This window comes from Sulfurovum sp., from assembly GCA_026990595.1.
Lineage (GTDB): Bacteria > Campylobacterota > Campylobacteria > Campylobacterales > Sulfurovaceae > Sulfurovum.
This window is the reverse complement of record JALXCZ010000028.1, coordinates 45,405-55,862: the sequence shown is the minus strand read 5'-3', so window position 1 is coordinate 55,862 and position 10,458 is coordinate 45,405. Positions and strand designations below refer to the sequence as shown.

The following is a 10,458-nucleotide window of genomic DNA, read 5'->3' as shown; positions in this document are numbered from 1 at the left end:
TTTTTGGCTTGAGCTGCAAGGTAGTCCAGGAAATCTTCATCTACTTCTATAGCATCAGATTTTGAGATGAGTACAGGATCAGGATTGGTATCGAAGAGAACATAGGCATCTTCACTCTTGGCTTTAATGGTATCTCCCAGAACAATAGTTTGCCCTTTACCTAAAGTTTGCTCTTTCCCATAAATATCGACAACAACAACCGTACCCTTGATGACCTGACCGACAATTTGCATACTTTTTCCTTAGAATATAATAAGGACTATTTTAGCTAAAGTTTTTTAAGGTTTTTAGAGGTGCCAGTATGTAACATCCAAAACTTTTCAATATATTTGCAGTTTTTTTAAAAAGAACCGTCTTCCCTTTTAGAAATATTGCATCACAGAAAGTTTTGTATTTATTGATAGTGGGCAGTATATAGAGGAATAAATAAGACTGATTAACTCCGATTTAAAATCCTCTATGCTATACTAAAGCATGATTACAGAAAAATTGACATTCCCCGAATTACTAGAATCATCACAAGGCAAGAAAATACTTTTTCTTGGGCGTGAAGGTATCTTTACAGTCAAAGAGATTGCACGTTTTTTAAAAAAGTATGATATAGCGATGACAGCCGACTACGAAGAGGGTGTTGTAGGGGTAGTAGAGCATCATACCTTAAATCCTGTGGAAGAAGATATCTCCTGTGCAGCGTATGATGACGGTATCCCTCTTTTTAAACTTCTTGATTTTGAAAAGCTTCTCTCTGAGAGTATCAATGATGACGAACTGCTTATGGGTGTAAAGCTTGGGAATGATCAGGAGCGTATCTTCAGACTTTTGGGCAATACCCATATAAGTGATTCACTTTTTGTAAAACTTTTGGGGATGTACGCATGGCATGAAGAGGATGAGGACAATAGAGAGGACAGGGATGTCATTATGTATACTTTGCGAAGGTACATTAAGATCAAGCCCAATGAGGAGGACCTGCTCTACTCCTCACTTACACTCAAACGCTTAGCACGAGAAGCTACAGACCCAAGACTGCTGGAAGTACTTATAAAATTTCCCAACATTACCTTTTTGCAAAAAGGCAAACAGAAAATCACCCTAAGAGAGTCCATTGCAACCAATCCCCATGTTGACAAAGAGACCAGAGAGCGTTTGATGCGTCTAAGAGATGCAGGGGTAGACAGGTATCTAGCTGCCAACAGCACTACACCTTTAAGCGTACTGCAAAAGTATGCACAAAGAGACGAAGAGGAGATTAATCAGTCTTTGGCTTCCAATCCGCAGTTAGACGAAGTACTCTTTAGCTCTTTGTTGTATAAAAGTGATACAGTTATACAGCTGTTACTCTGGTACCAACCCATCACTATACAGAGGTATGCACAGATAGAAAAGAGGTGCATAGATGAAACATTGTTTGGCTCTCTTGGTGACAACAGGACTATAGATCAAGAGGTAGTAGAGAGACTGTTACAATCCAAAAACAGTGCACTGCTGGTAAATATGGCAGGAAATGATACCTTGGATGCAAAAAGTCTAGAGCGTATCTATAGACGAAATATCGAAGAGACCTATCAATACCTGGCGATAAACAGTGCGACACCTGTAGCATTGCTGAGAGAACTTTATGAAAATTATAGTGATGTAAAAGATATTCTCATTGGACTGGCTTACAATACAGCTACACCTGTAGAGATATTGACAGCACTCTATGAAAGAGATGAATTTGAAATTACCAAAGGCATAGCATCAAACGCTTCTGTACCGTTGGAAATACTCAATATTTTAAAGATAGATACTCGCTTACGCAATGAACTCACTACTAACAAAACATTTGTAGAAAGCATTACACAAAAACTAGGACTCTTATGAAAGCATCAGACATAACCAAAGTTGTAAATAGGCTCATTGTACAAAAACTTCCTGTATTTATTTGGGGAGCACCCGGTATTGGAAAGTCCTCTATTGTAAAGCAGATCGCAAAAGAGCAGGAGTTGGAGTTCTTGGACTTGCGTTTGTCTCTGCTTGATCCGACTGACCTAAAAGGTATCCCGTTTTTTAATGCAGAAACAAACGAGGGTGTGTGGGCAAAGCCTAGCTTTTTGCCTTCAGAGCCAGACTCTAAAGGCATCTTGTTCCTAGATGAGATAAATACTGCACCCCCAGCCGTGCAGGCTTCAGCCTATCAACTCATACTTGACCGTAAAGTAGGGGAGTATGAACTGCCTGCGGGGTGGAGTATAGTGGCTGCAGGTAACCGTGAAAATGACAGAGGGGTGGTCTACAAAATGCCACCGCCGCTTGCCAACCGTTTTGTGCATTTTGAGATGGAGGTGGATTTTGCAGACTGGAAAGTCTGGGCATTTCATGCAGGGTTGCAGAGCAGTATTATTGCCTATCTGGCTTATGACAAATCGATGCTTTTTACCTTTGATGCTACCTCCAATGAAAAATCTTTTGCTACCCCAAGGTCATGGGAGTATGTGGACAGTATCATTAAGTCTGGTATTGATGATGACTTGCTTTTAGACAGTATCAGCGGGGCGGTGGGGCGTGAAGCAGCGGTAGGCTACATCAGCTTTAAAAAAGTAATGAAAGAGATTCCTGATTTAAACAGTATACTGAACGGTACACTCACAATAGTCGAAGAAGATGACAGTAAAGTGATGATGGCACTTGCTATCGGGTTGGTCAATGCTCTTTTGGAGAATGCAAGTGAAGAAGCAGTTGAAAATGTACTGTACTTTTCGCTACAACTTCCCGGAGAGTTTGCCATTATGCTGGTCAAAGATATGCAGCAGAACAACATCGAGGTGGAAGGCTCTGCCGCATGGGGAGAGTGGGTAAGAAAGTTTGCCTATTTATTGCGTTAGTGTTCTGTTTCTGTATTTCACAAAATTTTTCTTTTTGTCTACTCTAAAGAGAAAGTCTTTCCAGTACATGGTCTTTTTTTCATCACCGACAGCCTGAAGGTATTTTAGAAAAGAGGCTTCATCTTTCTCTTTGTATCTGAAACTCCCGAAAAGTTCATTCTTGTCAATATCATGAGTTTCGGCTATCTCATAAGCAGATTCAGGCAAAATAGCGGGAATCCAGCCTTTTTGAATAGCTTTTTGCTCTTGAACCGCTTGAATATTGTCATATTTATTGATCTGTATATCCGTAAAAAAGGCAGAGAAAAGAAAGTAGACCAGAGCAGCTACGGCAAGCATAGCTATTATAAAATATTTCATTGTGTTATCCTCGTATTTCTAAAATATGTTTTCTTGCGATGTCATCCCAGGGTTGGTTGAGTTTGACAAATGCTTCATAGCTCTCCAGTACACGTTTGAAATCACTGCTTTTGGCACTTTCATCTGCCAATATCTCTGCAAGTGCTTTTTTTGCAGCACGCATCATTTCATCAGGAAATGTTTTGATCTGTACCGTTTTAGGAAGTTTTTGCAGTGCCACAGCATTTTTGTAACGAAACTCCTGAAGCATATTGGAAGTCATCTCCTCACTGGCTGCTGTGATAATGGCTTGATGTTCAGAGCTGAGTCTCTCCCAGCGTGCTTTGTTGAAGGTGAGCTCTAAAATGGAACCCGGTTCATGCCAGCCTTCATAGTAGTATGGGGCTGCTTTGGCAAAGCCCATCATACTGTCAAGTGCAGGACCTACCCATTCGGTAGCATCAATAGTACCGCGTTCCAATGCGGTGTAGATCTCTCCGGCAGGAAGCAGAACAGGGTTGGCACCCAGTTTTTTCATCACCTCTCCACCCAGACCGGGGATACGCATCTTCAGTCCCTTAAGATCAGCTAAAGAGTTGATCTCTTTTTTGAACCATCCACCCATTTGTGGACCGGTTGTACCGCCTATAAGAGGGTAGAGATTGTATTTTCCATACATTTCACGCCAAAGGTCATACCCTCCGGCAAACTTGAACCATGTGATCATCTCTTCGCTTGTAAGCCCCAAGGGCATACCGCCAAAAATACTAAAGGCACTGTTTTTACCTTTCCAGTAGTAAACTCCTGAGTGAAAAGCATCTATCTGGGCAGCACTAGCTGCATCAAAGACCTGCAGGGCAGGCACAAGGATATTCTTGGCAAATATTTTGATCTCCAGTGTACCACCGCTAAGCTCACTACAGCGTTTGGCAAATGTATCGACCCCTGTTCCCATAATGGGAAAATGGGCGGGCCAAGAGGTGGCCAGTTTAAGGGTGACTTTTTTCCCTCTGTTAATGTTGAACGAGTTGGCTTCTGTTTTATCTTCAGCTCTGTGACATCCGCCAAATGCCAATGCAGAGGCACCTAGTGCCGTAGTGGTAATGAAATCTCTTCTTTTCATAGTGTATCTTATTCCTTCAAACGCCAAATATTAATGAGTTAAATAGTAACATAACACTTATTAGAAGTGCCCTAAAGGAGTATCGTATTGAAGTGCCATATCTGCAATAGATCTACAGACTCATTTCTCCATGAAAAAACAGGTATTATCTACTACCATTGCAAAGGTTGTGAGTACATCTTCAAATCTTCAGAGTACTATCAAAGCATAGAGGTACAAAAAGAGCGTTATGATCTGCATGAAAACAGTGAAGAAAATGAAGGTTACAGAGCTTACTTCCAACGTTTTCTGGATTTTGTGCTGCCTTTGGTCGGCAGACCAAAAACAGCCTTGGATTTCGGCTGTGGAAGAAGTAAACTTTTGGCAATGATGCTGAAGGAAAATGGAGTAGAATGTAATGTTTATGATCCTCTGTACCATCCTGATATATCAAATAATAGTAAAAAATATGAACTTATTGTTTCAACAGAGGTTTTTGAACATCTGCATGATCCAAAAATAGTATTCGAAGGACTTCTGTCAAGACTTGTTCCTGGTGGCTATCTTGCACTTCAGACACAGTTTCATCCTAATAATGCAGAGGTTTTTAAAAAGTGGTATTACCATCAGGATCCGACACACATCGTCTTTTTCAGACCACAAACCTTTAAAATATTAGCTGAAATGTATAAGTGTGATTTTGTAGGGGATAATGGGAAAAATATGGTAGTCTTTCAACGTGATCAGGAACTTAGGCAGTAGCTCTGAGTCTGTCGAAGCTAAAGCGGTAGCTGTGAGCCTATCGAAGCTAGAAGAGACTATACTCTTCCTGTATCGTATTTAAAATACTTCTGTCTGCATTATAGATAAATGCATAGTTAAAGTGAATACTTTTAAGTATTTCCCTTACTTGCTCCTCACTCTCAAACCAATGTGGGTGGTCAATACCGGGTACTTTGGTCTTGGGTGGTGTAAGGACAATACTTTTTACCCACATATTACTTCGCATCACATATTCTCTTGCTTTGGTAATGTCTAAAAGGTTATCTGTAAAGATGGCAACCCTGTCAGAATTGCTTGGTCGGGTACTTTTGAGTTTTAGGTCAATAAATACCGGCATAAAATGTTTTGTGTATTTGATACGGTCAAGATCATAAGGAAGATCTTCTTTATTACAAAAATCAACGACTCTAAGCAGATATTCCAAATGAAAAGGAATCAACTCTTTTTCCTGATAAACAAATCCATCTACTTTAAAGGTTGTTCTAAAAAGTGTATCTGAGACTGCGTAACCGTCTACTTCTCTGTTTAGTTTTGGAACATCAGGTTTGATGAGTTCCAAAAGTGATTTGTCTGTCCCTACAAAAAGAGCATCATTAGAATTAAGTATCTGCTCAAATGCTTTGCGCCAGTCATCGGCTATAAAAGCGATATTGGTCTTATGTGTGAGTATCATTTTTAAAAAGGTCATTTCATGCTCAGAGAGCAAGTAGAAACTTGCCTCTTTTTTAATAATGATATAACGGATGAGTTTAAAGGCGGCAAGTTGAATATCGCTTACCTTGATCCATGCGATCTCATCATCTTTTTTGACAATATTTTCATCGTCATAGACAATGGCATAGGCACCATTTTGCAGTGCTTTGTCTATCTCTTCCTGATTAGAAGAGAAGAAGAGGTCACCATGATCTACTTTGGAAGGGTAGACTGTAGCAGCTTCTATGGCCTGTACTTTAGGTGTATTTGTGAGTGTTCCCTCTGTGAGGTTCAAAATATCTTCTATTTTCATCAGCTGATCGGTGTTCCGGCTGTTTTTGGCTTTTCGGGACGGATCATACAAAGACCGTTCTCATCTTTGGCAGCAAGGAGCATTCCCTCACTCGTAAGACCCATAAGTTTAGCCGGTTTAAGGTTGGCAACAACACACACCTGAGTCCCAAGCATCTCATTGGCGGAATACCACTCTTTGATCCCTGCCACAATCTGTCTCGGCTGTGCTTCGCCTATATCTACCTGTAATAGTAGAAGTTTCTTGCTTTTAGGAACCTCTTCTGCTTTTATAACCGTACCTACTTTAAGAGAAGTCTGGAAGAACTGGTCTATGCCGATAAGGGCGATCCCTTCTTCCTTGCTTTTGGCAGGTTCAGCTACTGTTGCCTTTGTATCTTTATCACTTTTCACTGAGCCTGTTGAAAGGTTCGTATCTTCTGGTTCTGCCTGTTCAAGCAGAGGCTCTTCAATACGAGGGAAAAGAGGTGGGATCTTCTCTATAGTAAAGGTATCAAGAAGTTTTTTTTCTTTAATGAGTGCATTCCAGCTTGCATTGTCTATGGTGAAAGCAAGTGCTTCGGAAATTTTTGTACAGATCTCAGGCATCACAGGGTAGAGCATGACGGATACCTTTGCCAATATAGCAGCTATGAGTCCGTTAAGTGCCATGGCTTCTTCCTCTTTGCCTTCTTTCATAAGTGTCCAGGGCTGGTATTTGTCTATGGCTTTATTTGCTACAGTAAGTGGTCTCCAAAGCTCTTCAAGGTACTTGTGGATCTGCATATCAAACAGAAGCGGTTCGAGTTTGTCCAGTGAAGCTTGTACCTCGTCAAGTTCTGCCTGATAATACTTTGCCGCATTCGAAGAATCAACTTTACCTTCAAAATATTTACCACTCATACCGATAAGACGGTTAAGCAGGTTGCCAAGGTCATTTCCAAGGTCAGAATTGATACGGTCAATGAGTGCTTTTTGGGAAAAATCACCGTCTCCTCCAAAGGGTACTTCACGCAGCATAAAATAACGGAAGTTATCCAGTCCGTAAGCATCGGCTACTTCTCTTGGGTTGACCACGTTTCCTTTGGATTTACTCATCTTCTCACCGTCACGTGTCCACCAGCCGTGTGCCGCAATATGCTTGGGCATCGGCAGATCAAGGCTCATAAGGAATGCAGGCCAGTAGATGGCATGAAAACGTAAGATATCTTTTCCTATGAGGTGTACACGTGCCGGCCAGAAATCCATGTTTGCTTCATCTGTACCGTAACCAAGAGCAGTAACATAGTTCATCAATGCATCAAGCCATACATACATGACATGTTTTGGATCACCCAGATTTTCCGGAAGTTTGACACCCCAGTCAAAACTTGTACGTGTAATGGAAAGATCTTCCAGACCGCCTTCAACAAAACGGATCACTTCATTTCTTTTGTTTTTTGGCAAAATACAGTTTGGGTTTTCGTTGTACCATGCAAGAAGTTTGTCCTCATAGGCAGAAAGCCTGAAAAAGTAGCTCTCTTCTTCTACAATCGTTGTGCTTTTCCCACACTCAGGACAGAACTCATCATCTACAAGCTGTGATACAGGGAAAAAAGTCTCACAGGAGATACAGTAGTGACCTTTGTAGACATCTTTGTATATATCCCCATTATCATACATGACACCAAAGGCTTTTTGTACCCCTATGATATGTTCCGCATCGGTTGTTCTGATGAATTTATCGTAAGAGATACCGAAGTCATCCCAAAGGTCTTTAAAAGTTGCAGAGATCTCATCTGCATACTCCTGGGCACTTTTGCCTCTTATCTTTGCTGATTCCTCTATTTTCTGACCATGTTCATCGGTTCCGGTAAGAAAGAATGTATCCAGCCCTGACATTCGTGAATATCGTGCAATGGTATCTGCAATAATCGTTGTATAGGCATGGCCGATGTGGGCGATATCATTTACATAATAGATCGGTGTTGTGATGTAAGCTTTTTTGCATGAGTTTGACATATTGGGGTTTCCTTAAACAAATGAGTTTTGGATTTACTGTGAAGAGTAAATTTATAAAAGATATTCTAGCTAAATTTTTCTGGAACATAGGTTATTTTTAAAATATGGAAATTTCCAATGACAAGTGGTAACATTCAGGTAATACTCTTTTGATAAATTTGGTTATATCGTTGAAATAACATAGGAGCTGAATATGGGAACCCTAAATTTAAAAGTAGATGAAAAAAATCTTTTATCTGAGAAACAAAGAATATGGAATCAACTGAATGAAAACAGACTCTTACGTCAAAAGAAAGAAGAGTGTAGAAAAGGTCGATTCCTTCATGAAAAATGTTATACTTTCAAAAATGAAAGCTATTACAAAATTCTCAGAATGATGGGTGAGTACTATATTAAGATATCTGATTATGAAAAAATAGGTTTAAAGCAGTCAACAGTGACACTTTACTCCTATACTTTCCATGGATTAAAAACCATGAAATGTTATGCAAAATTCACAAAGTATTCAGATAAGTTGTTCATCACTCAAGCAACGACACGTGACTATTTTAAGATGTACGATCTGGAGAAAGAATAATCCCTTTTTGGGTTAGCTTATTAAGTTAAGGATAAATTATTTACTACGTCTATATGGTGCAGTGTGCTGATGAGACACTTTATACGGGTATTGCTACAGAGTTGGAACGTCGTATTGAAGAACACAACAGCTCTGAGAAAGGTGCCAAATATACACGGGTCAGAAGACCCGTCAAACTGGTTTACTGTGAAACATACCCCGATAGAAGTTCTGCCTCAAAACGAGAATATGAGATTAAGAAAAAGATGAGCAGGGCAGAAAAACTAAAGCTGATGATCAAGCCTTAGCTGCGTCCACCACCGTTACGGCTGTTACGTCCGTTGCGACCGTGTCTTCCATTACGCTCTCCTCCGCTATTGCTGTTTCTACGTCTGTTTCCGCCACGGTAATTACCACGTCCACGGTTACGACCGCCTCCACCGCCACCACGGTTTTGCATGGCACGTTCTATAAGCAGTTCTATCTCTTCAAGACCAAGACCGATATTATCTTTTCCTTTAACTGAAATTTCATTTTGAACCATAGAAGCCAACAGGTGGGCAATGGTCACAATGTCAAGATCATGCTGCAGTGTTTTGACAAGTTCTATGGCTTTGTCGGTAATCTGTGTTTCGGCGATCTTGGTAATAAGTGCATCGTTACGGTTGTTCTGTACTTCCATACGTGTAGGGATCACCTGTGTGGTCATCTTGGTACCTACATCTTTTTCGATGCGTTTGATGGTTCTAAGCTCATTGGGGCTTACCAACGTGATCGCTTCACCGCTTTTCCCGCCACGACCTGTACGACCGATACGGTGCACATAAGATTCAGAGTCAAAAGGAATATGGTAGTTGAATACATGGGTGACATCGTTGACATCAAGTCCCCGGGCAGCAACATCGGTAGCGATGAAAATATCTATGCCGCCTTGTTTAAATGCTCTGATGGTTACTTCTCTTTGTTTCTGCTCCATGTCTCCGTGAAGACCTGAAACTTTAAACCCTTGTGCCGTCATGTGGGCGACAAGTCTGTCCACCTCTTTTTTCATACGACAGAAAATGATACATTTTTGTGGATTTTTATAGTCGATCAGTCTTACGAGTGCGTCATCACGTTCGCGTTCCTGCACCACATAGTAAAACTGGGTGATATTTGTATTGGTCGTTTCTGATTTGGTAATAGAAACCGTTTTAGGATTTTTAAGGATCTGCTCTGCCAATTTCCTGATGGCATTGGGCATGGTAGCAGAGAACATCAGTGTCTGGCGCTCTTTTGGAAGGAAGGTAAAGATATTCTTGATCTCATCCAAAAATCCCATATCAAGCATCTCATCAGCTTCATCGAGGACAATGAAGTGAGGATTGATCTTGATCTTTCCGCTCTGAAGCAAGTCTTGAAGACGACCAGGAGTTGCTACAACAATGGAAGCCTGTTTGATACGCTCTATCTGTTTACCATATGCAGTACCGCCGTAAACTGTGGCAGTTTTAAGTCCTGCACTCTTACCGAAACGGAAAAGTTCATCACTTACCTGCATGGCAAGTTCACGTGTAGGAACAATGACAAGTCCTTCAACAGAACCGTCACCTTTCATCATACTCATGATTGGCAGACCGAATGCTGCTGTCTTTCCTGTACCTGTCTGTGCCTGTGCAATGAGGTCATGTCCTTCCAAAACAAGGGGGATGGCATCTTTTTGTACGGGGCTTGGTTCTTTAAAGCCTGCCTCATCAACGGCAGCTTGTATTTCTGGTTTTAAGTTAAAATCTGTAAATTTCATAGGTAGTTCTTTGTGTTAAAATAGTCGGCGTTGTATTCATCTTGTG

11 protein-coding genes are annotated in these 10,458 nt (G+C 40.9%); 5 read left to right on the top strand and 6 right to left on the bottom strand.

Features of this window, described 5'->3' with window-relative positions:
- A partial coding sequence (locus tag MVE01_RS06080; RefSeq protein ID WP_472561283.1) for a hypothetical protein occupies positions 1-233 on the bottom strand: 233 nt, incomplete at its 3' end.
- A gap of 241 nt (positions 234-474) precedes the next feature.
- On the opposite strand from MVE01_RS06080, the gene MVE01_RS06075 reads away from it, so the two are divergent.
- Both MVE01_RS06075 and MVE01_RS06070 read left to right on the top strand, forming a co-directional pair.
- Positions 475-1,863 (top strand): hypothetical protein, encoded by a 1,389-nt coding sequence (locus MVE01_RS06075; protein ID WP_472561282.1) that lies wholly within the window; start codon positions 475-477, stop codon positions 1,861-1,863.
- Positions 1,860-2,864, top strand: coding sequence for an AAA family ATPase (locus tag MVE01_RS06070; protein ID WP_472561281.1), 1,005 nt, complete (start codon positions 1,860-1,862; stop codon positions 2,862-2,864). Before MVE01_RS06075 ends, MVE01_RS06070 begins: the two co-directional genes overlap by 4 nt.
- Here the strand turns inward: MVE01_RS06070 and MVE01_RS06065 are convergent.
- Both MVE01_RS06065 and MVE01_RS06060 read right to left on the bottom strand, forming a co-directional pair.
- Positions 2,853-3,224: a YbbD-related protein gene (locus MVE01_RS06065; protein ID WP_472561280.1), complete on the bottom strand. Its 372-nt coding sequence runs from the start codon at positions 3,222-3,224 to the stop codon at positions 2,853-2,855. The genes MVE01_RS06070 and MVE01_RS06065 overlap by 12 nt on opposite strands.
- Before the next feature lie 4 nt (positions 3,225-3,228).
- The gene (locus MVE01_RS06060) at positions 3,229-4,326 is read right to left on the bottom strand and encodes a TRAP transporter substrate-binding protein (protein WP_472561279.1); all 1,098 of its coding nucleotides are present in this window, start codon (positions 4,324-4,326) and stop codon (positions 3,229-3,231) included.
- Positions 4,327-4,413: 87 nt separating this feature from the next.
- On the opposite strand from MVE01_RS06060, the gene MVE01_RS06055 reads away from it, so the two are divergent.
- Positions 4,414-5,067, top strand: a complete 654-nt coding sequence (locus tag MVE01_RS06055) for a class I SAM-dependent methyltransferase (protein WP_472561278.1) — start codon at positions 4,414-4,416, stop codon at positions 5,065-5,067.
- A gap of 46 nt (positions 5,068-5,113) precedes the next feature.
- Here MVE01_RS06055 and MVE01_RS06050 read toward each other — a convergent pair whose 3' ends face one another.
- Together MVE01_RS06050 and metG are read right to left on the bottom strand one after the other, a co-directional pair.
- Positions 5,114-6,145 (bottom strand): hypothetical protein, encoded by a 1,032-nt coding sequence (locus MVE01_RS06050; protein WP_472561277.1) that lies wholly within the window; start codon positions 6,143-6,145, stop codon positions 5,114-5,116.
- Positions 6,094-8,073 (bottom strand): methionine--tRNA ligase, encoded by a 1,980-nt coding sequence (gene metG / locus MVE01_RS06045; RefSeq protein ID WP_472561276.1) that lies wholly within the window; start codon positions 8,071-8,073, stop codon positions 6,094-6,096. Before metG ends, MVE01_RS06050 begins: the two co-directional genes overlap by 52 nt.
- A gap of 193 nt (positions 8,074-8,266) precedes the next feature.
- Here metG and MVE01_RS06040 point away from each other — a divergent pair, with 193 nt between their 5' ends.
- Together MVE01_RS06040 and MVE01_RS06035 are read left to right on the top strand one after the other, a co-directional pair.
- Positions 8,267-8,650, top strand: a complete 384-nt coding sequence (locus MVE01_RS06040) for a hypothetical protein (RefSeq protein WP_472561275.1) — start codon at positions 8,267-8,269, stop codon at positions 8,648-8,650.
- A gap of 53 nt (positions 8,651-8,703) precedes the next feature.
- Positions 8,704-8,937 (top strand): GIY-YIG nuclease family protein, encoded by a 234-nt coding sequence (locus MVE01_RS06035; RefSeq protein ID WP_472561274.1) that lies wholly within the window; start codon positions 8,704-8,706, stop codon positions 8,935-8,937.
- Here the strand turns inward: MVE01_RS06035 and MVE01_RS06030 are convergent.
- On the bottom strand, positions 8,934-10,412 hold the full coding sequence (locus tag MVE01_RS06030) for a DEAD/DEAH box helicase (RefSeq protein WP_472561273.1): 1,479 nt from the start codon (positions 10,410-10,412) through the stop codon (positions 8,934-8,936). The two genes, MVE01_RS06035 and MVE01_RS06030, sit on opposite strands and share 4 nt — an antisense overlap.
- Positions 10,413-10,458: the final 46 nt, after the last annotated feature.

Bases quoted from the DNA above. Each gene is read 5' to 3' on its own strand.
- MVE01_RS06075 (WP_472561282.1), top strand. From the start codon at position 475: ATGATTACAGAAAAATTGACATTCCCCGAATTACTAGAATCATCACAA.
- MVE01_RS06070 (WP_472561281.1), top strand. From the start codon at position 1,860: ATGAAAGCATCAGACATAACCAAAGTTGTAAATAGGCTCATTGTACAA.
- MVE01_RS06065 (WP_472561280.1), bottom strand. From the start codon at position 3,224: ATGAAATATTTTATAATAGCTATGCTTGCCGTAGCTGCTCTGGTCTAC.
- MVE01_RS06060 (WP_472561279.1), bottom strand. From the start codon at position 4,326: ATGAAAAGAAGAGATTTCATTACCACTACGGCACTAGGTGCCTCTGCA.
- metG (WP_472561276.1), bottom strand. From the start codon at position 8,073: ATGTCAAACTCATGCAAAAAAGCTTACATCACAACACCGATCTATTAT.
- MVE01_RS06040 (WP_472561275.1), top strand. From the start codon at position 8,267: ATGGGAACCCTAAATTTAAAAGTAGATGAAAAAAATCTTTTATCTGAG.
- MVE01_RS06035 (WP_472561274.1), top strand. From the start codon at position 8,704: ATGGTGCAGTGTGCTGATGAGACACTTTATACGGGTATTGCTACAGAG.
- MVE01_RS06030 (WP_472561273.1), bottom strand. From the start codon at position 10,412: ATGAAATTTACAGATTTTAACTTAAAACCAGAAATACAAGCTGCCGTT.